Source organism: Pseudomonas sp. S2_F07 (assembly GCF_054668325.1).
This window is the reverse complement of sequence record NZ_CP162758.1, coordinates 4100578-4126172: the sequence shown is the minus strand read 5'-3', so window position 1 is coordinate 4126172 and position 25595 is coordinate 4100578. Positions and strand designations below refer to the sequence as shown.

The window sequence follows — 25595 nt, the reverse complement described above, 5'->3', positions numbered from 1 at the left end:
TGCGGCCCGAGCGGTTTCTACCGGTTGAGCACTATTGAAGACATTTGACCATTTGACCGTTGTCGGTCTGCGCGAGTGGGTGGCGCTCCCGGATTTGGGAGTCGCCGGCCTTCGGGCAAAAATCGACACCGGTGCCAGCACCTCAAGCCTCCACGCCACCGAAATCGAGCCGTTCGAGCGCGATGGTGAGCAGTGGGTGCGTTTTACCGCCCACCTGGGTTCCGTCGTACAACTGCGCCACCGACGCTGCGAAGCTCCGTTGGTGACGATGAAAACCATTAAAAGCTCAAACGGTCACGCGCAGGTGCGATACGTGATCAGCACCACCCTGGCCCTTGGTGATCGGGTCTGGCGGGTCGAGTTCACGCTCGCCTGCCGCAAGTCCATGCGTTATCGCCTGTTGCTCGGTTCCAAAGCCCTGATCCACGGCCAGTTGGTGGTCAATCCGGGCATCAAGTATGTACAAGACAAGCCGGTGTTCCCGGTATCTACCTCCTCCACAGGTGTTGCATGAAGATCGCTGTGCTGTCGCGGAATCCGCGTCTGTATTCCACCCGTCGTCTGGTCGAAGCCGGTACCGAGCGTGGCCATGAAATGGTGGTGGTCGACACCTTGCGCGCCTACATGAACATCGCCAGTCACAAGCCGCAGATCCACTACCGCGGCAAACCGCTGGAGGGTTTCGATGCGGTGATTCCACGGATCGGCGCATCCGTGACCTTTTATGGCTGCGCAGTGTTGCGCCAGTTCGAAATGATGGGGGTATTTCCGCTCAACGAATCGGTGGCCATTGCCCGTTCCCGGGACAAGCTGCGTTCACTGCAATTGTTGTCCCGTCGCGGGATCGGCTTGCCGGTGACCGGGTTTGCCCACTCCCCCGATGACATTCCCGACCTGATCGAAATGGTCAACGGCGCGCCGTTGGTGATCAAGGTGCTGGAAGGCACCCAGGGCATCGGCGTGGTGCTGTGCGAAACCGCCACGGCCGCGGAATCGGTGATCGAGGCGTTCATGGGCCTCAAGCAGAACATCATGGTTCAGGAGTACATCAAGGAAGCCGGTGGTGCGGACATTCGCTGCTTCGTCGTCGGCGACAAGGTGATTGCAGCGATGAAGCGCCAGGCCAAACCCGGCGAATTCCGCTCCAACCTGCATCGCGGTGGCAGCGCGAGCCTGATCAAGATCACCCCGGAAGAGCGCATGACGGCGTTGCGTGCGGCGAAGGTCATGGGGCTGGCGGTGGCAGGCGTCGACATCCTGCGCTCCAATCACGGGCCGTTGGTGATGGAAGTGAACTCGTCGCCAGGGCTTGAGGGGATTGAGACCACCACCGGGAAGAATGTGGCGGGGATCATCATTGAACATCTGGAGAAGAATGGCGGGCCGAATATGACCCGGACCAAAGGGAAGGGTTAAACCCCCAAGCCTTGTAGCGGCAGGGATGCCGCCATCGCGAGCAAGCTCGCTCCCACAGTGATCTTCAGTGGACATAAAATTTGTGTTCAACACGATCATTGTGGAAGCGGGCTTGCCCCGGGCGGCGTTCCGACGAAGGGGCCATCAGCCCCACTGAAAAAATCAGGTTTTAAACGGCATCCCGCGGCAGCATCAACCCCAACGGCAACCGCACCCGCGCTTCCAGCCCTCCGCCCGAGCGGTTGCGCAGCTCAACGTTGCCGCCATGCATCGAAGCAATCCGCTTCACGATTGCCAATCCCAACCCGGTACCCTTGCCACCCCGGGCACGATCACCGCGGGTGAACGGATTGAAAATCGCCTCCAGCTCCGAAGGGTCGATCCCGGCGCCACGGTCCATGACACTCAGCACTACATACGGTGCGCTGGTGTCCCCGGACACATACGCCGCTACCTCTACACCGCTTCCGGCATGATGCAGCGCGTTGCCGATCAGGTTGTTCAGCAGCCGCTTCATCGATACCCGACGCAGCGGAAACGGCTGGATAGGCTCCAGGCGCAATCGCACTTTTTCTTCGGTCTGGTTAAACGGCGCGGCAACTTCACGGACCAGCTCGCTCAGGTCAACCTCTTCCACCGACTCGTCGCGCCCGTCACGAATGAACGCCAGGAACTGATCGAGAATTGCGTCCATGTCTTCGATGTCGCGCACCATGTCGTCGGTCAGGTCGGTGTGATCGCCCATCAATTCCAGGGACAGGCGCAAGCGGGTCAACGGCGTGCGCAAGTCGTGGGACACTCCGGCCAGCATCAGTTCACGCTCGCGACCGGCCTGCTCGACGTCTTCGGCCATCTGGTTGAAGGCGCGGTAAACCTCGGTCATCTCACTCGGTGTATCGCTGATTGGCAGGCGCACGCTACGGCCCTGGCCGAGTTGCCGCGCGGCATACACCAGACGCTTCAAAGGTTGATTGAGCTGGCTGACAAAGATCCAGGCCGAAGCGGTGGACAGCAGGCCAATCGCGAGGAACCAGCCCAGCACGTTCCAGATTTTCTGGCCGCGCAACGGATGGGGATAAAGCGGTACTTTCAGCCAGCCATCGCCCAGGCTTGGCGCCCGGACCCAAAGCGCCGGTGGCGAATGCATGCGCAGCCGGACTTCAGTGTCGGCACCCAGCTCCGCTTGCATCTGCCGCTGGTAGATCTCGCTGTAAGGCCAGTGCTGTTCGCCTTCCGGCACGCCGGCACCCACTACCCGGATCAAGGTCGCGGCCTCGGCAATCTTGCCGCGGTTTTCTTCATCGGCCGCCCAATAGGCGCGCAGCGTCAGGGCGACACCGTGGCTGTACTGGCGGTCCACCAGCACGTCTTCGTTCATCAGCAGATAAACCAGGGTCAGTGCCTTGGAGAAGAGTACGACGATGAGCACCAGCCAAAGGGTGCGGGAGAAGAAGCTCTGGGGGAACCAAACGGGGGTTTTCATGGATAACCGTTAAACACTTGCAGGAGCGAGCGATGCTCGCATATTGCGGGTCGCGAGTCTGCGGACAGGATCGATTGATCCGCTGTCCGCGTGACCCGCTCCTACAAATCGCCAATCACTTGGTGGCGGCACCATCCGGTACAAACACGTAGCCCACGCCCCAGACAGTCTGGATGTAACGCGGCTTGGAGGGATCAGGCTCGATCATCCGGCGCAGACGGGAAATCTGCACATCGATGGAACGCTCCAGGGCATCCCACTCGCGGCCACGGGCCAGGTTCATCAACTTGTCGCGGGTCAGCGGTTGACGGGCGTTCATCACCAGGGCCTTGAGTACAGCGAACTCACCGGTGGTGAGCATGTGCACTTCTTCGCCGCGCTTGAGCTCGCGGGTGGCCAGGGACAATTCGTAGTCACCGAAGGTCACGCTTTCGTCTTCGCTGCCCGGGGCGCCAGGCACTGGAGCCGACTGGCGACGCAATACCGCCTTGACGCGAGCCATCAGTTCATCGGGGTTGAACGGCTTGGCCAGGTAATCGTCGGCACCCAGCTCCAGGCCCTTGATGCGGCTCAGCTCGTCGCCCTTGGCGGTGAGCATGATGATCGGAATCTGGTTGTTCGCGTTGCGCAGGCGGCGGCAGGCAGTCAGGCCGTCTTCGCCGGGCAACATCAGGTCGAGGACGACCAGGTTGAACACTTCGCGCGCCAGCAGGCGATCCATTTGCTCGGTGTTCGGTACGGCGCGGGCGCGGTAGCCTTTGCTGACGAAAAAACGCTCCAGCAGGCTGCTGAGCCCCGGATCGTCGTCAACGATAAGAATTTTTTCGCCTTCAGCAGTTTGTGCAGTGCTGCTCATTGGATGCTCCTTTGATCTCGGCACGCATTATGGCGTAGCTGCCGTTATACGCACCGTGTGCATTGTTAGCAGATTTTTCCTCTAGCGCCAGAAAACCGGCCATTGCACCTGCATCCGCGATGTCCCCGAATGCCGGAACGCTGGTTATAATGCGCGGCCTTTTGTGTCAGGCAACATCAGACAGGTACTACAGACCGACACCATTTTTTTCATGGCGCCGGCAGTAATTGTTCGATTTCACGGGTCAACGGGATACCTTTTGATCCAGGTAGCGGCGCAGGCCAGGCCGCTCAACCAGACTCGCCCAGGCCCTATCCCGGCGCCTGCGAGCCTGCTTTCACAATTTGTCAGGTGGTTTTATGGACAGCATCAACAGCCGCATCGCCGAGGAACTCGGTGTACGCCCACAACAGGTCGAAGCGGCCGTCGCGCTACTCGATGAAGGCTCTACCGTTCCCTTCATCGCCCGTTACCGGAAAGAAGTGACCGGCAGCCTCGACGATACGCAATTGCGTCATCTGGAAGAGCGCCTGCGCTACCTGCGAGAACTCGACGAACGGCGTATCAGCATCCTCGCCAGCATCCAGGAGCAGGGCAAGCTGACCCCGCAACTTGAGCGCGACATCAAGCTCGCCGACACCAAGACCCGTCTCGAAGACTTGTACCTGCCGTACAAGCAGAAGCGCCGCACCAAGGGCCAGATCGCCCTGGAAGCCGGCCTCGGCGAGCTGGCCGACGGCCTGTTCAACGACCCGTCCCTGAGCCCGGAAACCGAAGCCGCACGCTTTATTGATGCGGAAAAAGGCGTGGCCGATGTGAAGGCGGCCCTCGAAGGCGCCAAGTACATCCTCATGGAACGCTTCGCCGAAGACGCGGGCCTGCTGGACAAGCTGCGCAATTACCTGAAGCAGGAAGCCACCCTCAGTGCCCGCGTGATCGCCGGCAAGGAAGAGGAAGGCGCCAAGTTCCGCGACTATTTCGAACACGACGAACCGCTCAAAAGCATGCCGTCGCACCGCGCGCTGGCAATTTTCCGTGGCCGTAACGAAGGCATCCTCAGCTCCGCGCTGAAAGTCGGCGACGAACTGCCGGGCACCATGCACCCGTGCGAAGGCATGATCGGCCAGCAATTCGGCATCCAGAACCAGAACCGCGCCGCCGACAAATGGCTGGGCGAAGTGGTGCGCTGGACCTGGAAGGTCAAGCTCTACACCCACCTGGAAACCGATCTGCTGGGCGAGCTGCGCGATGGCGCGGAAACCGAGGCGATCAACGTGTTCGCCCACAACCTGCACGACCTGCTGCTGTCGGCCCCGGCCGGCCCGCGCGCCACTTTGGGTCTCGACCCGGGCCTGCGCACCGGTTGCAAGGTCGCCGTGGTCGACTCCACCGGAAAACTGCTGGATCACGCAACGGTTTACCCGCACGTGCCACACAACAAGTGGGACCAGACTCTCGCCGTGCTCGCCGCCCTGTGCGCCAAGCACTCGGTGGACCTGATCGCCATCGGCAACGGTACCGCCAGCCGCGAGACCGACAAGCTGGCCGCTGAACTGATCAAAAAATACCCGGCCATGAAGATGACCAAGGTCATGGTTTCCGAGGCCGGTGCATCGGTTTACTCGGCGTCGGAGCTGGCCTCCAAGGAATTCCCGGACCTCGACGTGTCGATCCGTGGCGCCGTGTCGATTGCCCGTCGCCTGCAAGACCCGTTGGCTGAGCTGGTGAAGATCGACCCGAAATCCATCGGTGTCGGCCAGTACCAGCACGACGTGTCGCAACTGAAACTGGCCCGTGGCCTGGATGCGGTTGTCGAAGACTGCGTGAACGCCGTCGGTGTCGACGTGAACACGGCTTCCGTAGCGCTGCTGGCACGGATCTCCGGCCTCAACGCGACCCTGGCGCAGAACATCGTCAGCCATCGCGACGAGCATGGCGCGTTCAAGACCCGCGCAGCGCTGAAGAAAGTTGCGCGCCTGGGCGAGAAAACCTTCGAACAGGCCGCCGGATTCCTGCGCGTCATGAATGGCGAAAACCCGCTGGATTCGTCGGCGGTTCACCCGGAAGCCTATCCGCTGGTTCAGCGCATCGCCGCTGAAACCGAGCGTGACATCCGCTCGCTGATCGGCGATGCCGCGTTCCTCAAGCGTCTCGATCCGAAGAAGTACACCGATGAAACCTTCGGTCTGCCAACCGTGACCGACATCCTCCAGGAGCTTGAAAAGCCTGGGCGTGACCCGCGTCCCGAGTTCAAGACCGCCGAGTTCCAGGAAGGCGTCGAAGACCTCAAGGACCTGCAACTGGGCATGATCCTCGAAGGCGTGGTGACCAACGTGACCAACTTCGGGGCCTTCGTCGATATCGGTGTGCATCAGGACGGTTTGGTGCACATCTCCGCACTTTCGGAGAAGTTCATCAAGGATCCACGGGAAGCGGTGAAGGCCGGTGACGTGGTGAAAGTGAAGGTCATGGAAGTCGACATCCCGCGCAAACGCGTAGGCCTGTCGATGCGCATGAGCGACACCCCGGGCGAGAAAATCGACGGCGCTCGCGGCGCGCGTCCGGGGTCGGCGCCACGCCAGTCCCAGAACACCGCACCGCGCAAGGAAACCACGGCGGCAGCACCGAGCAACAATGCCATGGCTTCGTTGTTCGCCAATGCCAAGCAGTTGAAGAAACGCTGATGGACATTCCCGCCGGGCTGACCGAAAGCGCGTTTTTCAAGCTGTTGGGCTGCCGCTTGCACAGTCTGGAAACCGGGGTGGCGCAAGTCGCCCTGGCGCTGGAACCCGAGCTGCGCAATCGCGGCGGCAAGCTGCACGGCGGGGCCTTGTTCAGCCTGGTGGACATTGCCATGGGGCTGGCCTGTTCCAGCACCCACGGCTTTGACCAGCAGAGCGCGACCATCGAGTGCAAGATCAACTACATCCGCGCCGTCTCTGACGGCGAGGTGATGTGCACGGCGCGGGTGATCCACCCGGGTCGCCGCACATTGGTGGTCGAGGCCGATGTGGTGCAGGGCGACAAACTGGTCGCAAAAGCACAAGGCACGTTCGCTGTCCTGTAGCTACTCGTTATCGATTTGAGTTAATTTCAGCAGAACGCAACCTGTGGGAGCGGGCTTGCTCGCGAAGGCGGTGTATCAGGTGGCATCTGTGCTGACTGACACACCGTCTTCGCGAGCAAGCCCGCTCCCACATTAGTTGCGGCGAGTTCAAAAAACCAGGCGAAAACGCCAGTTTTAACTTCACCCTTGTAGACCGTCTTGCCCACCCCCATATTGGGGCGACTGACGCGTGAAGGAATCCAACTTGAGCGAACTTCTCAACCGCCGCCTGGCTCTGCTCGGCGAGCGCGCTAACCTCTCTCTGCTCGAACAGTGCCTTCACGGCATCGAACGTGAATGCCTGCGCGTGACCGATGAAGGTCGCCTGGCGCAAACGCCGCACCCGGAAGAATTGGGTTCCGCGCTGACCAATGAACAGATCACCACCGACTATTCCGAGTCGCTGCTGGAGTTCATCACCCCGGCCCTGCCCGACCCGGCGGACACACTGGCGAGCCTGGACAGCATTCACCGCTTTGCCTACAGCAAGCTCGGCAACGAGTATCTGTGGAGCCCATCGATGCCGTGCCCGTTGCCGGCCGAGGAAGACATCCCGATCGCCTATTACGGCACGTCCAATATCGGGCAGCTCAAGTACGTGTACCGCAAGGGCCTGGCCCTGCGTTACGGCAAGACCATGCAGTGCATTGCCGGCATTCACTACAACTTTTCCCTGCCGGAAAAACTCTGGCCGTTGCTCAAGCAGGCCGAAGGCTTTGTCGGCACCGACCGCGACTTCCAGTCGTCGTCCTATATCGCGCTGATCCGCAACTTCCGCCGCTACAGCTGGCTGCTGATGTACCTGTTCGGTGCTTCACCGGCACTGGACGCCGGCTTCCTGCGCGGTCGTTCGCACCAGTTGGAACAACTGGACCCGCATACCCTGTACCTGCCGTACGCTACCAGCCTGCGCATGAGCGACCTGGGTTACCAGAGCAACGCCCAGGCCGGCCTGACGCCGTGCTACAACGATCTGAACAGCTACACCGACAGCCTGCGCAAAGCGGTGGCCACGCCGTATGCGCCATACGTCGAAGTCGGCACCCACCAGGATGGCGAGTGGGTACAGCTCAACACCAACATTCTGCAGATTGAAAACGAGTACTACTCCAACATCCGCCCGAAACGCGTGACCTACACCGGCGAGCGCCCTATCCAGGCGCTGATGGCCCGTGGCATCCAGTACGTCGAAGTACGCTGCCTGGACATCAACCCCTTCCTGCCGATGGGCATCGATCTCACCGAGTCACGCTTCCTCGATGCGTTCCTGCTGTACTGCGCACTCAATGACAGCCCGCTGCTGACCAACACCAGTTGCGGCAACGCGACCTCGAACTTCCTCAGCGTGGTCAAGGAAGGTCGCCGTCCGGGCCTGCAACTGCAGCGGGATGGCCAGCCGGTTGACCTGAAGGAATGGGCCGGCGAGCTGCTGGAAAAAATCGCTCCTCTGGCGGCGATGCTCGACCAGAGCCATGGCGGTGATGCCCACAGCAAGGCGCTGGACGCCCAGATGTCGAAGGTCCAGGACCCGTCCCTGACGCCGTCGGCCCAGGTATTGGCGGCGATGGCTGAACACAAGGAAAGCTTCGCCCAGTTCTCCCTGCGCCAGAGCCAGGTCCATGCCGAGTTCTTCCGCAGCGAGCCGTTGCCGGCTGAGGAGCAGGCGAAGTTTGAAGAGCGGGCGCGTTCGTCGCTGGCTCAGCAGGCTGAGCTGGAGCAGAACGAAGTCGGTGATTTCGATGTGTTCGTCGGGGCATACCAGGCGAGCATTCTGGCGATCAGTAACTAATCGGCGCCTGTAAGAAAGATCGCAGCCTTCGGCAGCTCCTACATTGGAATGCGTTTCCTGTAGGAGCTGCCGAAGGCTGCGATCTTTTTGTTTCCAGCCCATTCACAATGACTCACCGGGTTTTCGCCTCATAAGCTAATTCGAAAAAGTTATTTATTTTAGAATTCTTAGATCATTTAGTCTCTTTCTCACGCCGACATTCGGTCGCCTGACAAGGAGCTTTCTGATGAAACTGACTTTCCCTCTTCGCTTGCTGGCGGCCGCTTCCTTGGCTACCGCAAGTTTTTTTGCCCAGGCAGCCGACTTCACCGTCGCCTACCAGACCACCGTTGACCCGGCGAAAGTCGCCCAGGCTGACGGCGCTTACGAAAAGGCCACCAAGGCTGATATCAGCTGGCGCAAATTCGACAACGGTGCCGATATCATCGCCGCCATTGCCTCCGGCGACGTGCAGATCGGCTACCTCGGTTCCAGCCCCCTGACCGCTGCGATCACTCGTAAAGTCCCGGTCGAAACCTTCCTCATCGCCACCCAGATCGGCGCTGCCGAAGCCCTGGTCGCCCGCGACGGTTCCGGGATCAAGACCCCGCAAGACCTGATCGGCAAGAAAATCGCCGTGCCGTTCGTTTCCACCGGCCACTACAGCCTGCTGGCTGCGCTGAAGCACTGGAACATTGATCCATCGAAAGTCACCGTCCTCAACCTGGCTCCGCCCGCGATCATTGCTGCCTGGAAACGCGGTGACATCGACGCCACTTACGTCTGGGACCCGGCCCTCGGTGTCGCCAAGGAAAACGGCAAGGTACTGATCACCTCCGGTGAGCTGGCCAAGTTCGGCGCACCGACCTTCGACGCCTGGATCGTGCGCAAGGACTTCGCCGAGAAGCACCCGGAGATCGTCACCGCGTTCGCCAAAGTGACCCTGGACGCCTACGCCGATTACCGCAAAGACCCACAAGCCTGGCTGGCCAATCAGGGCAACGTCGACAAGCTTGTAAAACTGTCTGGCGCCAAGGCCAGCGACATTCCATTGCTGCTGCAAGGCAACGTCTACCCGCTAGCGGCTGACCAGGTGCTCACCCTCGGCGCGCCGACCACCAAAGCCATCACCGACACGGCGGCGTTCCTCAAGGAACAAGGCAAGGTCGAGGCGGTACTGCCGGACTACGCGCCGTACGTCAGCGCCAAGTTCATCACCAACTGATCGGGAGTCAACGCGATGGCCTTGCTACAGCTGGAGCGCATCAGCGCACAGTACCCCGGCAACCCGGAACCGGTGTTGGCGGATATCTCCCTGAGCCTGGGGCCCCGGCAACTGCTGGTCGCCCTCGGCCCGTCCGGCAGTGGCAAGACTTCGCTGTTGAACCTGATTGCCGGCTTCGTCGAACCCAGCGCCGGGCGCATCACCCTCGACGGCGTGCCCGTCAAAGGCCCGAGTGCCGAGCGCGGCGTGGTGTTCCAGGACGACGCGCTGCTGCCGTGGCAAAACGTGCTGGCCAACGTCGGGTTCGGCCTGGAGCTGGCCGGTATCGCCCGGGACAAACGCGAAGCTCGCGCCCGGGAAATGCTCGCCCTGGTCGATCTGTCCGGTTTTGAACAGCGCCGCATCTGGCAACTTTCGGGCGGCCAGAAGCAGCGTGTCGGCCTGGCCCGCGCCCTCGCCGCCGACCCACGCGTGTTGCTGATGGACGAACCTTTCGGAGCCCTCGACGCCTTCACCCGCGAGCAAATGCAGGAGTTGTTGCTGCAAGTCTGGCAACGCACCGCCAAACCGGTGTTCCTGATTACCCACGACATAGAAGAAGCCGTATTCCTCGCCACCGACCTGATTCTGTTGGCGCCCAACCCTGGGCAAATCGTCGAGCGTCTGAGCCTCGATTTCGGTCAGCGTTATGCCGCCGGTGAGTCGGCTCGCTCAATCAAGTCCGACCCGCGTTTTATCGAAACCCGCGAACACGTACTCGCCAAAGTGTTCTCCCAACGCAGTGCCGCCCAGCGGCAGGAGCGCGCATGAGCAGTTATGAAATTCCCGTCGCAGCGATAACGCCAGGCTCAGCCGTGATTGCGGCAAGTCGCCGTTTGAGCACCCGGTGGATCAGTGTGATGACACTGGTCGCTCTCGTTGCTATTTGGTGGGCCGTGACGGCGACCGGCTTGATCGAGCCGCTGTTCCTGCCGCCGCCCTCTGCCGTTCTGCAAAAAGGCTGGCTGCTGGCGACCTCGGGTTACATGGATTCAACCCTGTGGCAGCACCTCGGCGCGAGCCTGAGCCGCATCGGCCTGGGCCTCGGCTTTGCGATTCTCACTGCCGTGCCGGTGGGAATCGCTATCGGTGTCAACCGTATCGCCCGTGGCGTGCTCGACCCGCTGATCGAGTTCTACCGGCCGATCCCTCCGTTGGCCTATCTGCCGCTGATCGTGATCTGGTGCGGCATCGGTGAATTGTCCAAAGTGCTGCTGATCTACCTGGCGATCTTCGCCCCGATTGCCATCGCCACCGCCACCGGTGTGCGCACGGTCGACCCGGCCAAATTGCGTGCCGCGCAGTCGCTGGGCGCAACCCGCGTGCAGTTGATTCGCCACGTCATTTTGCCGAGTGCCTTGCCGGACATTCTGACCGGTGTGCGCATTGGCCTCGGCGTAGGGTGGTCGACCCTGGTCGCCGCCGAATTGATCGCCGCCACCAGCGGCCTGGGCTTCATGGTGCAATCGGCCGCGCAGTTTCTGGTCACCGATGTGGTGGTACTGGGGATTCTGGTGATCGCACTGATCGCCTTCGCGATGGAACTGGGCCTGCGTGCCCTGCAACGCAAACTGGTGCCGTGGCATGGCCAGGCTCACTGAATAATTTCCCTGTGAGAAACCCTGTGGGAGCAAGCTCGCTCCCACAGTAATCAACACCCCCGAATTTCAAGAGAATCACCATGAGTGACTTGACCATCGTCCCCTTAAGCTCCGCCCTCGGCGCACAGATCAGTGGCATCGACATCAGCCAGCCGCTGAACCTGGAGCAACGCGATGCCATCGAACAGGCCCTGCTCAAGCATCAGGTGCTGTTCTTCCGCAACCAGCCGATCACGCCACAGCAACAGGCGCGATTCGCCGCGAATTTCGGCGACCTGCACATTCATCCGATCTACCCGAATGTGCCGGAGCAACCCGAAGTGCTGATCCTCGACACCGCCGTCACCGACGTGCGCGATAACGCTATCTGGCACACCGACGTGACCTTCCTGCCGACCCCGGCCATGGGCGCCGTGCTCAGCGCCAAGCTGCTGCCGGAGTTTGGCGGCGACACGTTGTGGGCCAGCGGGATTGCCGCGTACGAAGCCCTGTCGGCACCGCTGAAAACCTTGCTCGAAGGCCTGACCGCCACCCACGATTTCACCCGTTCGTTTCCGCTGGAGCGCTACGGCAACACGCCCGAGGCACTGGTCCAGTGGGAAGAAGCACGGCGCAAGAATCCGCCGCTGTCGCACCCGGTGATCCGCACGCACCCGGTCAGCGGGCGCCGCTCGCTGTTCGTCAACGAAGGTTTCACTTCGAAGATCAACGAGCTGTCGGAAACCGAGAGCGAGGCGATTCTGAAGTTCCTGTTCGCCCATTCAACGCGGCCGGAGTTCACCATTCGCTGGCGCTGGCAGCAGGACGACATCGCGTTCTGGGATAACCGCGTGACCCAGCATTACGCGGTGGATGATTACCGGCCGGCGCGGCGGGTGATGCAGCGGGCGACGGTGTTGGGGGATGTGCCGTTTTTTCGGTGAACAGCCAGTTTTTGTACTGACATTGATGGCCTCATCGCGAGCAAGCTCGCTCCCACAGTGTCCGTGGCGTACACAAAACCTGTGAACACCGCCAAACCAGTGGGAGCGAGCTTGCTCCGGGCGGCGTTCCGACGATGGCGATCTGAAAGGCGCCGAATAATCCGGCGCCAACTACTTATTCAGCCGTCGAAGGCTTCTCCCAAAGATTGATCCCGCCCTCCTGGGCAAACCGGTCAATTTCCGCCAGTTCCTCTGCACTGAAGCTCAAGTTCTTCAACGCCCCGACGTTCTCGATAATCTGCTCCGGTCGACTCGCGCCAATCAACGCGGAAGTGACCCGGGGGTCGCGCAGGGTCCAGGCCAACGCCAGTTGCGCCAGGCTCTGGCCGCGACGTTTGGCGATTTCGTTGAGTGCCCGCACCTGGGCGATGTTGGCCTCTGACAAATGCGATGCCTGCAACGAACCACCGCCCGGACGGTTGACCCGCGCATCCGCCGGCACGCCGTTGAGGTATTTGTCGGTCAGCAAACCCTGGGCCAACGGAGTGAAGGCAATCACGCCGGTACCGAGTTCATCAGTGGTATCGAGCAGGTCTTTTTCCACCCAGCGATTGAGCAGGTTGTAGGCCGGCTGGTGAATCAGCAGCGGCACTTTCCATTCTTTGAGCAACGCCGCCATTTCGCGGGTTTTCACCCCGGAGTACGACGAGATGCCGATGTACAACGCCTTGCCCTGCTGCACCGCCGTGGCGAGTGCGCTGGCGGTTTCTTCCAGCGGGGTGTCCGGATCGAAACGGTGGGAGTAGAAGATGTCGACGTAGTCCACGCCCAGGCGTTGCAGGCTCTGGTCGAGGCTGGCCAGCACGTACTTGCGCGAACCGCCGCCCTGACCGTAAGGGCCGGGCCACATGTCCCAGCCGGCCTTGCTGGAAATGATCATCTCGTCGCGGTACTGCTTGAAGTCTTCACGCAGTAAACGGCCGAAGTTGATCTCGGCGCTGCCATACGGCGGGCCGTAGTTGTTGGCCAGGTCGAAATGGTTGATGCCCAGGTCGAACGCCGTGCGCAACAATGCGCGCTGGGTACCGATCGGCGTGCTGTCGCCGAAGTTGTGCCACAGGCCCAACGACAGTGCCGGCAGCACCAGCCCGCTGCGGCCCACGCGGCGGTAGGGGATGGAGTCGTAGCGGTTTTCGGCAGCGGTGTAGGTCATCGAATCCTCTCTTGTCGGTCTTGAATCTGATATCGACTGCTTTGCCAGTCGCTCAGCATACGCCCGGACAAACGCCAGAAAACCCCTGATTCGACTAATGACTGAAACGTTTCACGTATTTCCCCGCCAACAAGCTACCGTGCCCCCGCAAACACCTCTCCCAACCAGTCCACAAACACCCGGACCCTGGGCGACATGTGTCGGTTGTGCGGGTACAACACCGATACCGGCATTGATGGCGGAGGGATGTCGACGAGGACTTCCTGCACCAGGCCTTGGGAGATCTGCGTTTCCATTCGGTAGTGCGGGCACTGGATCAGGCCCAGCCCGGCAATCGCCGAGGCGGCGTAGATTTCTGCGCCGAACACCGATACCGCACCGTCGATGGCCACTTCCTTGAGTTCACCGTCCACCATGAATTCAAACGGGAACAACCTGGCCGTCGTGCGCGAAACGTAGTTCACCGCACGGTGCCGGCTGAGGTCGGCGAGGCTTTTCGGTTCGCCGTATTTGCGCAAATAGGCGGGGCTGGCGCAGGTGATCTGACGCAGGTTGGCGACACGTTTGCCGATCAGCGTGGAGTCACCCAATGTTCCCGCCCGCAACACGCAATCGATACCTTCGGTGATCAGGTCGACCTGGCGGTCAGCCTCGCTGATGGACAGCTCGATGTCGGGATAACGCGCCATGAATTGCGGCAATGCCGGGATCACGAAGTGCTTGGCCAATGTCCCGTGCAAGTCCACCCGCAGCCGCCCCTTCGGGGCCACGCCGCGAAACGCCAACTCCGCTTCCTCCAGCTCTGCCAGCAGTTGCACGCAACGCAGGTAGTACGCCTCGCCATCCAGCGTCGGACGCACTTTACGCGTGCTGCGCTCCAACAAACGCGTACCCAGCCAGGCCTCGAACTGATTCAACGTATGGGTCAGCGTTGCGCGGGGCAGGTTCAGGTCATCGGCAGCCTGCGTGAAGCTGCTGCGCTCGTAGATCCGCACAAAAACCTTCATCGCTTTGACTTGGTCCACAGCTCACTCCAGGCACTCGATTGTTGGCAATCATTGAACAGTCAAGGCAACTCTCGTGCATTTATCGGCCTGAGTAAACATGTGAAATTGGCTTCACACCCCATCAACAGGAACATCAACATGACTGCACAAACTCCGAAAGTTGCCATCGTGACCGGTGCCTCCCGCGGCATCGGCGCGGTCATCGCCAAACAACTGGCCAGCGAAGGTTTCGCCGTTGCCATCAACTACGCCAGCAGCGCCACCGAAGCCTCGAAACGGGTGGTGGAGCTGCGTCAGGCCGGCCACCAGGCCATAGCGATCAAGGCCGATGTGGCCAATGCCGACGACGTGCGCCGGATGTTCGACGAGGTTGAAACCCAGTTCGGCAAGGTCGATGTTTTGGTGAACAACGCCGGCATCCTCAAGGTCCTGCCGCTGGCGCAACACAGCGACGAACTGTTCGAGCAGACCTTCAACATCCACACTCGCGGTACCTTCAATATCCTGCGTGAAGCGGCGACCCGCCTGAACAGCGGTGGCCGAATCATCAACTTCTCCAGCAGCACCGTCGGCATGAACCTGCCGGGTTACGCGGTGTACATCGCCAGCAAAGCGGCAGTGGAATCCCTGACCCAGGTGTTCGCCAAAGAGATGCGCGGGCGCAACATCACCGTCAATGCGGTGGCTCCCGGGCCGGTGGCGACTGAGTTGTTTTTACACGGCAAGAGTGAGGAGCAGATTCAGAATTTCGCGAAGATGGCGCCGCTGGAGCGCCTGGGGCAGCCGGAGGATATTTCCCGTGTTGTGTCGTTTCTGGCGGGGCCGGATTCGGGTTGGGTCAATGGGCAGATTTTGCGGGTGAATGGCGGGTTGGTTTAACTGAGTTCACACTGAGACCGCAGCGCCCCCAATCGCGAGCAAGCTCGCTCCCACATTGATCTTGGTTGCTCACAAAATTTGTGCTCAAGGGAAATCCCCTGTGGGAGCGAGCTTGCTCGCGATGGCTGCCTCCAAAGCAATGCACATCTGAAGGGCGGGACAGTTCATGCACACCACCATCATCACAACCTTCGGCCTGATCCTCCTGGCGTTGATGCTCTATATCGGCGAGAAAATCGGCTTTACCCGTCAGACCCTGGCCTACTGTTTTATCGTGCTGTGGCTGGCGCTGACGCTGATCAACGGCGCAGTCGGCATAGTGCATGCCGGCCAGCCATTGAGCACCGAACTGGCGGTCGGTAGCGCCGTGTTCGGTGTCCCGGTGGCGGCGCTGGTGTTGTTCATGGTGTTGACCACCGAGACATGAAGGCCTTGATCAGCGCACCAGATGCAGGAACTGCATGTGCCGTTCGTACTGGTCGAGGATGTCGTTGATGATCTGCTCCTTGGTATAGCCGACCAGATCGTAGTCCTGACTGCCTTCGCTCAAATGCACTTCGGCCCGGTAGTAGCGGCGATTGTTGAGTTGCTTGGAACCCATGCCGCCACGGGCAAACGATGGCGTGAAGTAACCGCGCATCTGCACCTGATAAACAAACGGATGTTGATCGCCGTGGCCGATTTCCAGGCTGACGCTGTCATTGGCCGGGTCCGGGTGTGTCGCTACGTGCAAACCCTTTTCGATGAACACGGCAGACACTTCTTCAATCGCCGGGCGCACCGTCGTGTCGAGGAAGCGGTAGACCTCATCCCGCGACGGGAAATGCACCGCCTGACTCAAACGCTGACGCCAGCCACCCCGCCGTGAACCGGACACCGGTGCCAAGGAATGCATCTGCGCAATCTGCTTCTGCGACTCCAGATAAAACGCTTTGTGCAGCCCCCACATCATCAACAGCAGGATCAGCGAGAACGGCAACGAGGTCAGGACCACCGCCGACTTCAACGCATCGATGCTGCCGGAGAACAGCAGCGCGCTGGTCACCAGGGCGGTCATCGCGCCCCAGAACACCCGCAACCATTTCGGCCCGTCTTCATCGGGGTTACCGCCCTTGGCGGACAGCGTCGACAACACCACGGTGCCGGAGTCGGCGGAGGTGACGAAGAACACAAAGCTGATAAACACCGTGACCGCGATGACGGTTTTGCTCCACGGGTAGGTTTCCAGCAGCAGGTAGAGCGTCATCGACGGATTGTCGATGGCCGACATACCGAGCGCGCTCATGCCGTGGTTGAGCACTTGATCGATGGCGCTGTTGCCGAAGATCGACATCCACGCCAGGGTAAAGCCCAGCGGAATCAACAGCACGCCGAAGACGAACTCGCGGATGGTGCGACCACGGGAAATCCGTGCGATGAACAAGCCCACGAACGGCGACCACGCAATCCACCAGGCCCAGTAGAACACCGTCCAGCCGCCCAGCCAGTCGCTGGGTTTGTCGTAGGCATAGAGGTCGAAACTCTTCATCGGCAAGGCGCCGAGGTAATCACCGAGGTTCTGGATCAGGGTGTTGAGCAAGTGCTGCGTAGGGCCGGCGAACAATACGAACAGCAGCAGCGCGCAGGCCAGCAGCATGTTGATGTCGGACATCACCCGCACGCCCTTGTCGACGCCGGATACGGCAACGATGATCGCAGCACCCATCATCAGGGTGATCAGGCCGACCTGAATCCATTGGGTGTGGGCGATGCCGAACAGATAGTCCAGGCCCGAGTTGAGGTGCAACACGCCAAAGCCCATGTCGGCACCGAGGCCGAACACCGTGGCGATGATGCCGAAGCCATCCACCGCGTAGCCGATGGGGCCGTTGATACGCTTGCCGATCAGCGGATACAGCGCCGAGCGCAGGGCCAGTGGCAGGTTATGCCGGTAGGCGAAGTAGGCCAGCGCCATGCCGACAAAGGCGAACACGCCCCAGCCATGCAGGCCCCAGTGCAGAAACAGAATCTGCATCGCCTGGCGCGCCGCATCCGCCGTACCGGCCTCGCCTTGGGGCGGTTGCAGCATGTGGGTCAGCGGCTCGGACACGCAGAAGAAAAACAGGGTGATGCTGATCCCGGCGGCGAACAGCATGCCAGCCCAGGACAGATAACTGAATTCGGGTTCGTCGTGGTCGGCACCGAGCTTGATCTTGCCGTAGCCGGACAAGGCGGTGACCACCACGAAGACCAGATACAGGGTCATCGCCAGCAGGTAATACCAGCCGACCGTGTTGGCCGCCCAGTTTTGCGCCGCCAGCAACCAGGCACCGGCCTGCTCCGGCATGGCGATGACAACGACACCAAACAACAGAATGAAACTCGCCGAGAACCAGAACACCGGCGGATTCATGCGGATCAGACCGCTTGGAGGGATGGACGATGCACTCATGTTCGGTGCACCTCGAAGGGGTAGAAAGTGGCTGTGAAAATCGGACTCAGCAAAGGCAAGCCTCCTGTTGTGAGCGGGCAGCGAACCGCCGGTTTAACTTGAATGAACGTTCAAGTTAAACATGGATAGGGGGCTAAGGACTAATCGCAGGGCTCGGCGGTGGTGTTGTTACGCTAGCTCAAGGAAAGGTTTTACGCGGAATTTAGAGGTGTTCTGTAGGAGCTGCCGCAGGCTGCGATCTTTTGATTTTGGTTCGCGGCGCGCTTGGAAAAGATCGCAGCCTCGTTGCACTCGACAGCTCCTACATCCTCACTTCTGCGCCCCATCATCCAACTGCAAACTCGCCTGGGTCAGGTTGCTGCCCGCCGGCACGCTGCGGGTCAGCCAGACGTTGCCGCCAATGGTCGAGCCCTGGCCGATGGTGATCCGCCCGAGAATCGTCGCCCCGGCATAAATCACCACGTCATCCTCGACAATCGGGTGCCGTGGCTGACCTTTCTGCAGTTGGCCATCTTCGTCCGCCGGGAAGCGCTTGGCGCCCAAGGTCACCGCCTGATAGATCCGCACGCGTTCGCCGATGATCGCCGTCTCGCCAATCACCACACCCGTCCCATGGTCGATGAAGAAACTGCGGCCGATCTGCGCGCCGGGGTGAATGTCGATGCCGGTGGCCGAGTGAGCGATTTCCGCGCTGATCCGCGCCAGCAGCGGCAACCCGGCGCGATACAAATGGTGGGCCAGACGATGGTGAATCACCGCCAGAATCCCCGGATAGCACAACAACACTTCATCGACACTGCGGGCCGCCGGGTCACCGTGATAGGCCGCGAGCACGTCACTGTCCAACAGGCTGCGCAACCCAGGCAACGCGAGGGCAAAGTCCTGAATGATCTGGATGGTTTTGGCTTCGACTTCAGTCTCGGCCTGGGCACTGTGGCGAGCGGCGTAGCGCAATTCGAGTCGCGCCTGGGCCAACAGCGCATTCAGCGCCACATCCAGGGTATGACCGACATAGAAGTCTTCACTCTCTTCGCGCAGGTCAACCGGCCCCAGGCGCATCGGGAACAACGCACCGCACAGGGCCTCGAGAATGTCCGCCATGGCTGCGCGGGAAGGCAATTCGCGACCGCCCTGCTCGCCGGTGGCCCGGCCGTTTTGTGCACGCCACTGTTCACGTGCCGTGCGCAGCTGGCTGACGATGGTCTGCAATTGCCAATGGCTGGAACGCTCACTCACGGTAAAAACTCCTCACGGGCGGCCGGACTGTCTGGCCGCACTGACGGCGATTACTTTACGGCAAGGGCCGCGAGGCAAATTAAGAACCAATAGTGCTGTACTCATTTCGATTGGCTATAAGCGATTGGCGGTTGCCCCAACTTTTTGGCGTGCCTATAGTCCTGAGATCTTCAACCGCCAGTACGGACTCATGATCAAACAACAGCTCGCCAGCTTTACCCGCCTCGACCTGCTCGGTCAGCCCACCGCCCTGGAAAAACTCGAACGCCTGTCGACCTGGCTGGGTCGCGACCTGTACGTCAAGCGCGATGACCTGACGCCGCTGGCAATGGGCGGCAACAAGCTGCGCAAACTCGAATACCTGGCCGCCGATGCCTTGGCCCAGGGCGCCGACACCTTGATCACCGCGGGCGCGCTGCAATCGAACCACGTACGGCAGACAGCCGCCATTGCCGCAAAATTGGGCCTGGGCTGCGTAGCCCTTCTGGAAAATCCTCTCGGCACTGACGACAGCAATTACACCGGCAACGGCAACCGCCTGCTGCTCGACCTGTTCGATGCCAAGGTCGAACTGGTGGAAAACCTCGACAACGCCGACGAGCAACTGCAAGCCCTGGCCAACCGACTGCGCAGCAACGGCAAGAAGCCGTACCTGGTGCCGATCGGTGGCTCCAATGCGCTGGGCGCCCTGGGCTACGTGCGTGCCGGTCTGGAACTGGCCGAACAGATCAAGGATACCGGCCTGAAGTTCGCCGCCGTGGTCCTGGCCTCGGGCAGCGCCGGTACCCACAGCGGCCTGGCACTGGCCCTGAGTGAAGCACTGCCGAATCTGCCAGTAATCGGCGTGACGGTTTCGCGCAGCGATGAAGATCAGCGGCCAAAGGTTCAAGGCCTGGCCGAACGCACCGCCGAGTTGCTGGGCGTGAATCTGCCGGAGGCTTTCAAGGTCGAGTTGTGGGACGAGTATTTCGCCCCGCGTTATGGCGAGCCGAATGCCGGCACACTGGCGGCGGTGAAGCTGCTGGCGAGTCACGAAGGCTTGCTGCTGGACCCGGTCTACACTGGCAAGGCCATGGCCGGCTTGCTGGACGGGATCGGCCGTCAGCGGTTCGACGAGGGTCCGATTATTTTCCTGCACACCGGTGGCGCGCCGGCGTTGTTTGCCTATAAGGATTTTCTGTAAGCGATTCAGAAGATCAAAAGATCGCAGCCTGCGGCAGCTCCTACAGATGCATGCCGATCCATGTAGGAGCTGCCGCAGGCTGCGATCTTTTCCATGAAACGCATATGCAATTAACGAATAACAAAAATAATATTCATTATTTTCAATTCTATAGGCATCATCTTATAGTCACGCCGCAGGCGAATTTGCAGCGAGACGCATAAGCTGCATTAGGGCAGGATATCGCAGTCGTCCAAATCCCGAATTTGCCAACTTTCCTAAAGCGTCTTCCATAAGAAAACACAGGGGCTTGTCATGAATTTTTCCGCACTACGTCGCAATCTGCTGGTGGGTTCGCTGGGCCTGGCACTGAGCGCCGGCCTGATTGGCCAGGCGGTTGCCGGTGAGCAACTGCAACAAATCAAGGACAAAGGCGTAATCAACGTCGGCCTGGAAGGCACCTACCCACCATTCAGTTTCGTCGACGCCGACGGCAAGCTGACCGGCTTCGAAGTCGAGTTCTCCGAAGCCCTGGCCAAAGAACTGGGCGTGAAGGTCAAGCTGCAACCAACCAAATGGGACGGCATCCTCGCGGCCCTGGAATCCAAGCGTCTGGACGCAGTGATCAACCAGGTGACCATCTCCGAAGAGCGCAAGAAGAAGTATGACTTCTCCGAACCCTACACCGTTTCCGGTATTCAGGCGCTGGTGCTGACGAAGAAGGCCGCCGAGCTGAACATCAAGTCCGCCGCCGACCTGTCTGGCAAGAAAGTCGGTGTAGGCCTGGGCACCAACTACGAAGAGTGGGTGAAGGCCAATGTGCCGACCGCTGACATCCGCACCTACGAAGATGATCCGACCAAGTTCCAGGACCTGCGTGTCGGCCGTATCGACGCCATTCTGATCGACCGCCTGGCCGCGCTGGAATACGCCAAGAAGGCCAAGGACACCACCGCCGCCGGTGATGCGTTCTCCCGCCAGGAAGCCGGCATTGCCCTGCGCAAAGGCGAGCCTGAACTGCTGGCCGCGGTCAACAAGGCAATCGATAAGCTGCGCGCCGATGGCACCCTGAAAAAGCTCTCGGAAAAATACTTCAACGCTGACGTCACTCAATAATGGGAGAAGCTTTCCAACTCGCACTGGACTCCGCGCCCTTTCTGCTCAAGGGCGCGTATTACACGGTCATCCTCAGCCTGGGCGGGATGTTCTTCGGCCTGGTGATGGGCTTCGGTCTGGCGCTGATGCGCCTGTCGCGCTTCAAACTGGTGAGCTGGATCGCCCGCATCTACGTGTCGTTCTTTCGCGGCACGCCGTTGCTGGTGCAACTGTTCGTGATCTATTACGGCTTGCCGCAATTGGGTCTGGAACTGGATCCGCTGCCGGCGGCCCTGATCGGCTTCTCGCTGAACATGGCCGCCTACGCCTGTGAAATCCTGCGTGCCGCGATCAGCTCCATCGAGCGCGGCCAGTGGGAAGCGGCTGCCAGTATCGGCATGACCCGCGCGCAGACCCTGCGCCGGGCCATCCTGCCGCAGGCGATGCGCACCGCATTGCCGCCGCTGGGCAACAGCTTCATTTCGCTGGTCAAGGACACCGCGCTGGCCGCCACCATCCAGGTGCCGGAACTGTTCCGTCAGGCGCAGCTGATCACCGCTCGCACCTTCGAAATCTTCACCATGTATCTTGCCGCCGCACTGATCTACTGGGTCCTCGCAACCGTGCTTTCGCACCTGCAGAACCAGTTGGAAGCGCGGGTCAATCGGCACGACCAGGAGTCCTGACCCAATGATTGTCGTGGAAAAACTGACAAAGCAGTTCAAGGGTCAAGTCGTGCTCAACGGCATCGATCTTGAGGTCAAGGAAGGCGAGGTGGTCGCGATCATCGGCCCTAGTGGTTCGGGCAAGACCACCTTCCTGCGCTGCCTGAATTTTCTGGAAGAGCCCACCAGCGGCCGGATCAAGGTCGGTGATATCGAAGTCGATACCAGCCGTCCCCTGAACCAGCAGCAGAGCCTGGTGCGGCGCTTGCGCCAACACGTGGGTTTCGTGTTCCAGAACTTCAACCTGTTCCCCCATCGCACCGCGCTGGAAAACGTTATCGAAGGCCCGATCATCGTCAAGAAGATCGCGCACGCCGATGCCGTTGCCCTGGGTAAAAAGCTATTGGCCAAGGTAGGCCTGGCGGGTAAGGAAGACGCCTATCCGCGTCGCCTCTCCGGTGGTCAGCAACAGCGCGTGGCGATTGCCCGGGCGCTGGCGATGGAACCGGAAGTGATCCTGTTCGATGAACCGACCTCGGCCCTCGACCCGGAGCTGGTGGGCGAGGTATTGGCGACTATCCGCGGCCTGGCCGAAGAGAATCGCACCATGGTGATCGTCACTCACGAAATGGGCTTTGCCCGGGACGTGGCCAATCGCGTGGTGTTTTTCGACAAGGGCGTGATCGTCGAGCAAGGCGAAGCGAAGGCGTTGTTTGCCAACCCGAAAGAAGAGCGAACCAAACAGTTTCTCAGCAAGTTCCTGAACAACAGCCACAACTAACAACCCGTTCAACAATGGTCATCTTCCATGGATGGAAGTGACACCATCGCAAAAAATACTTTATCAATACCAAACTAACCCAATCTATTCGACATACATATCTTGTACGCGCGCGCGGTACATATATCTGCACAATAACAATTAACCTCCCTTTCCCCACCAGGTTCCTTTCACAACACCTGGCCGACCACGCACGCCAAGCCGCCCGGCTTTAGACACTTTCAGCGGACAAATTCGACACGCCGCCATGGTTTACTTACTTCGTACCGTAGGAACTTTCTGAATAACAGCACACTTCACCCATAACTAATAAATCTCATTGACACTTACTCCCCCTGACTCTTATCTAGTCTCCAACCGACGTCACTCATCACGCCAAACTCATTATTTCAATTAAAAGTAATGAATGGTTTTGCTGTTCGATATTTAGTTTTTGATTTCCCAGAAACGGACTTCGTTGCAAAACTTCAAGGAGACTTCATGAAAAGCACCTCGAACAAATCCGGGCTTGTGGCCCCGACCCTGGCGCAATCCAACAAGACCGGCATCAACGTCACTTGTGCGGCGCACCTGCTGATCGATGTGGCGCCCTACCCCGCCATGGACGAAGGCGACCTGATCGAACTGTTCTGGGATAGCTGCTACGTGGCCTCCCGCGTGCTGAAGGCCAGCGATGTCGGCCAACCGGTGCAGTTGCGGGTGCCTGAAAGCTTTGTCGCCAACGGTACCTCGCGCATTCACTACCGGGTCATGCAGGTGGGTCGAGACTCGGTGATTTCGGCCAGCCAAAACGTGCAGATCAAACTCGACTGCCCAGGCGGCCAACCTTCCGAGCTGTGCGGCGATGAAAACCAGTGCCTGGCACCGGTGAGCATTCCCGAGGCGATTCGCCGTCAGGGGGTCAATCCGAGCCAGGTCAAACGCGGTGTTCCCTTGACCATCGAGCCGTACCTGAACATGGCCGTCGACGATGAAATCACCCTGCGCTGGGGCGATGTGCGCATGGATCTGCCACGGATCAAGTCCGCCGATGTGGGCCAGCCGATTCATGTCTGGATTCCGCCGGCCATCATCCTCGAAGCCGGCGAAGACCTGCGGCTGGAGGTGACGTACTGCATTCTCGACCGAGTGGGCAACAACTCCCGCTGGGCTCCAGCCCGCACGCTGAAGATTGGTTGTGCAAACACTTATCTGAAAGTCCCGAAGAAACAGCCCCTCAAGGCCGCCGAACCCCGTAGACGATGAAGAGGCCTCTTTGGCGGAATCATCCTTCTATGCATATTCCTAAAAGTTAGTTCATAAAATATTTATACACGTTTAGGGTATATACACCGGACCACCGGACATCCTTGTTTTCATGCGCGGCCACAAGCGGCGCTTCCATAAGATGTGAGGTAGGTATGGTCCGGAACACAATCACCCCAGTGCAGATCGCCAGGGCATTGCGTGCAGCCAAGGAGCGGCACTGATGTCCAGTCTGGCAGATGCAAACGTCCAGAGTGACCTGGACATCGCCCCGCTGTTGTTGCCCGCAAAAGTCTTGCGCAATGACGCTCAAGCCATCAAGGCGGCCCACGAGCTGGCGCAAGTCGCCCGCCTGCAAGCGGCCAAACGTGACCGGCAGCGCAAGCTCCCATGGTCTGAAATAGAACAGTTCACCCGCAGCGGCCTGGGCAGCATTTCCATCCCCCGCGAGTACGGTGGCCCGCAGGTTTCGTTCGTCACCCTGGCCGAGGTCTTCGCGATCATTTCCGCGGCAGACCCGGCGCTCGGGCAGATCCCGCAAAACCAGTTCGGCATTCTTAACCTGATACTCGGCAGCGCCACCGAAGCGCAGAAAAATCTGCTGTTCAAAAGTGTCCTTGATGGCTGGCGCATCGGTAATGCCGGGCCGGAACGCGGCACCAAAAACACTCTGGAACTGAAGGCGCGCATCACCGCTGACGGCGTCCTCAACGGCCAGAAGTTCTATTCCACCGGCGCACTGTTCGCCCATTGGGTCGCGGTCAAAGCGTTGAACGATGACGGCAAGCAAGTGCTGGCTTTCATCCGGCGCGGCACACCTGGATTGCGCATCGTCGATGACTGGTCCGGGTTTGGTCAGCGCACCACCGCCAGCGGCACGATTTTGCTCAACAACGTGCAGGCCGATCCTGAACTGGTGGTGGATAACTGGCGGATCAATGACACGCCGAACATCCAGGGTGCCGTCTCGCAGCTGATTCAAGCGGCCATCGACGCCGGTATCGCCCGAGGCGCCATCGACGACGCCATCGACTTCGTGAAAACCCGCGCCCGGCCGTGGATCGACGCCAAGGTCGAGCGGGCCAGCGATGACCTGTACGTGATCGCCGATATCGGCAGATTGAAAATCGAGCTGCACGCCGCCCAAGCGCTGCTGCGCAAGGCCGGGCAAGTGCTCGATGATGTCAGCGCCGCACCTTTCACCGCCGAGTCCGCCGCCCGCGCCTCGATTGCCGTGGCCGAAGCCAAAGTGCTGACCACCGAGATTTCGCTGCTGGCCAGCGAAAAGCTGCTCGAACTGGCCGGCAGCCGCGCGACCCTCGCCGAATTCAACCTCGACCGCCACTGGCGCAACGCCCGGGTGCACACCCTGCACGACCCGGTGCGCTGGAAGTATCACGCGGTCGGCGCCTATCGCCTCAACGGCACGCTGCCCAATCGCCATTCCTGGATCTGACGACCAGA

At 60.4% G+C, this 25595-nt stretch carries 23 protein-coding genes; 17 read left to right on the top strand and 6 right to left on the bottom strand.

Annotated features, from left to right (window positions below):
• Positions 1–34 precede the first annotated feature (34 nt).
• A complete protein-coding gene (gene rimB / locus AB4O40_RS18715) occupies positions 35–514 on the top strand; it encodes a retropepsin-like aspartic endopeptidase RimB (RefSeq protein ID WP_007983163.1) in 480 nt (159 codons plus the stop codon).
• Entirely contained in the window at positions 511–1416 is a 906-nt protein-coding gene (rimK, locus tag AB4O40_RS18710) for a 30S ribosomal protein S6--L-glutamate ligase (RefSeq protein WP_007972871.1), read from the top strand. Before rimB ends, rimK begins: the two co-directional genes overlap by 4 nt.
• A 169-nt stretch (positions 1417–1585) precedes the next feature.
• Here rimK and AB4O40_RS18705 read toward each other — a convergent pair whose 3' ends face one another.
• Both AB4O40_RS18705 and ompR read right to left on the bottom strand, forming a co-directional pair.
• On the bottom strand, positions 1586–2899 hold the full coding sequence (locus tag AB4O40_RS18705) for an ATP-binding protein (RefSeq protein ID WP_056726917.1): 1314 nt from the start codon (positions 2897–2899) through the stop codon (positions 1586–1588).
• A 115-nt stretch (positions 2900–3014) separates the two neighbouring features.
• Positions 3015–3755 (bottom strand): osmolarity response regulator transcription factor OmpR, encoded by a 741-nt coding sequence (ompR, locus tag AB4O40_RS18700; protein ID WP_056726918.1) that lies wholly within the window; start codon positions 3753–3755, stop codon positions 3015–3017.
• A 359-nt stretch (positions 3756–4114) separates the two neighbouring features.
• Between ompR and AB4O40_RS18695 the strand changes: the two genes are divergently transcribed.
• The 7 genes from AB4O40_RS18695 to tauD all read left to right on the top strand — a co-directional run bounded on the left by AB4O40_RS18695 (position 4115) and on the right by tauD (position 12417).
• The gene (locus AB4O40_RS18695; protein ID WP_056726919.1) at positions 4115–6439 is read left to right on the top strand and encodes a Tex family protein; all 2325 of its coding nucleotides are present in this window, start codon (positions 4115–4117) and stop codon (positions 6437–6439) included.
• On the top strand, positions 6439–6822 hold the full coding sequence (locus AB4O40_RS18690; protein ID WP_056726920.1) for a PaaI family thioesterase: 384 nt from the start codon (positions 6439–6441) through the stop codon (positions 6820–6822). The genes AB4O40_RS18695 and AB4O40_RS18690 overlap by 1 nt, the downstream gene beginning before the upstream one ends.
• Before the next feature lie 244 nt (positions 6823–7066).
• Positions 7067–8650, top strand: coding sequence for a glutamate--cysteine ligase (gshA, locus tag AB4O40_RS18685; RefSeq protein WP_056726921.1), 1584 nt, complete (start codon positions 7067–7069; stop codon positions 8648–8650).
• Positions 8651–8876: 226 nt separating this feature from the next.
• Positions 8877–9854: a taurine ABC transporter substrate-binding protein gene (tauA, locus tag AB4O40_RS18680; RefSeq protein ID WP_046040783.1), complete on the top strand. Its 978-nt coding sequence runs from the start codon at positions 8877–8879 to the stop codon at positions 9852–9854.
• A gap of 15 nt (positions 9855–9869) precedes the next feature.
• On the top strand, positions 9870–10664 hold the full coding sequence (gene tauB, locus AB4O40_RS18675) for a taurine ABC transporter ATP-binding subunit (RefSeq protein ID WP_056726923.1): 795 nt from the start codon (positions 9870–9872) through the stop codon (positions 10662–10664).
• Positions 10661–11494, top strand: coding sequence for a taurine ABC transporter permease TauC (gene tauC / locus AB4O40_RS18670; protein WP_460053681.1), 834 nt, complete (start codon positions 10661–10663; stop codon positions 11492–11494). The genes tauB and tauC overlap by 4 nt, the downstream gene beginning before the upstream one ends.
• A gap of 80 nt (positions 11495–11574) precedes the next feature.
• A complete protein-coding gene (gene tauD / locus AB4O40_RS18665) occupies positions 11575–12417 on the top strand; it encodes a taurine dioxygenase (protein ID WP_056726925.1) in 843 nt (280 codons plus the stop codon).
• 175 nt (positions 12418–12592) lie between these two features.
• Here the strand turns inward: tauD and mgrA are convergent, their stop codons facing one another.
• Entirely contained in the window at positions 12593–13630 is a 1038-nt protein-coding gene (gene mgrA, locus AB4O40_RS18660; RefSeq protein ID WP_056726926.1) for an L-glyceraldehyde 3-phosphate reductase, read from the bottom strand.
• A 134-nt stretch (positions 13631–13764) separates the two neighbouring features.
• Positions 13765–14655, bottom strand: a complete 891-nt coding sequence (locus AB4O40_RS18655; RefSeq protein ID WP_460053683.1) for a LysR family transcriptional regulator — start codon at positions 14653–14655, stop codon at positions 13765–13767.
• Positions 14656–14775: 120 nt separating this feature from the next.
• On the opposite strand from AB4O40_RS18655, the gene AB4O40_RS18650 reads away from it, so the two are divergent.
• Positions 14776–15516, top strand: coding sequence for an SDR family oxidoreductase (locus AB4O40_RS18650; protein ID WP_056726928.1), 741 nt, complete (start codon positions 14776–14778; stop codon positions 15514–15516).
• A 166-nt stretch (positions 15517–15682) separates the two neighbouring features.
• Complete coding sequence (locus AB4O40_RS18645) at positions 15683–15943, top strand: hypothetical protein (RefSeq protein WP_056726929.1); 261 nt, start codon at positions 15683–15685, stop codon at positions 15941–15943.
• Positions 15944–15952: 9 nt separating this feature from the next.
• Here the strand turns inward: AB4O40_RS18645 and betT are convergent, their stop codons facing one another.
• Positions 15953–17908, bottom strand: coding sequence for a choline transporter BetT (gene betT / locus AB4O40_RS18640; RefSeq protein ID WP_223532864.1), 1956 nt, complete (start codon positions 17906–17908; stop codon positions 15953–15955).
• Between the two features lie 348 nt (positions 17909–18256).
• The gene (epsC, locus tag AB4O40_RS18635; RefSeq protein WP_056726931.1) at positions 18257–19183 is read right to left on the bottom strand and encodes a serine O-acetyltransferase EpsC; all 927 of its coding nucleotides are present in this window, start codon (positions 19181–19183) and stop codon (positions 18257–18259) included.
• 190 nt (positions 19184–19373) lie between these two features.
• Between epsC and AB4O40_RS18630 the strand changes: the two genes are divergently transcribed.
• From AB4O40_RS18630 to AB4O40_RS18605, 6 genes are all read left to right on the top strand, one after another.
• A complete protein-coding gene (locus AB4O40_RS18630; RefSeq protein WP_056726932.1) occupies positions 19374–20366 on the top strand; it encodes a D-cysteine desulfhydrase in 993 nt (330 codons plus the stop codon).
• Between the two features lie 294 nt (positions 20367–20660).
• Entirely contained in the window at positions 20661–21461 is an 801-nt protein-coding gene (tcyJ, locus tag AB4O40_RS18625; RefSeq protein ID WP_056726933.1) for a cystine ABC transporter substrate-binding protein, read from the top strand.
• A complete protein-coding gene (gene tcyL, locus AB4O40_RS18620; protein ID WP_046040764.1) occupies positions 21461–22126 on the top strand; it encodes a cystine ABC transporter permease in 666 nt (221 codons plus the stop codon). Before tcyJ ends, tcyL begins: the two co-directional genes overlap by 1 nt.
• Before the next feature lie 4 nt (positions 22127–22130).
• On the top strand, positions 22131–22886 hold the full coding sequence (gene tcyN, locus AB4O40_RS18615; protein ID WP_056726934.1) for an L-cystine ABC transporter ATP-binding protein TcyN: 756 nt from the start codon (positions 22131–22133) through the stop codon (positions 22884–22886).
• Between the two features lie 480 nt (positions 22887–23366).
• Positions 23367–24131 (top strand): hypothetical protein, encoded by a 765-nt coding sequence (locus tag AB4O40_RS18610; protein WP_223541529.1) that lies wholly within the window; start codon positions 23367–23369, stop codon positions 24129–24131.
• Between the two features lie 223 nt (positions 24132–24354).
• On the top strand, positions 24355–25587 hold the full coding sequence (locus AB4O40_RS18605) for an SfnB family sulfur acquisition oxidoreductase (RefSeq protein WP_460053685.1): 1233 nt from the start codon (positions 24355–24357) through the stop codon (positions 25585–25587).
• The last annotated feature ends 8 nt before the right edge of the window (positions 25588–25595 follow it).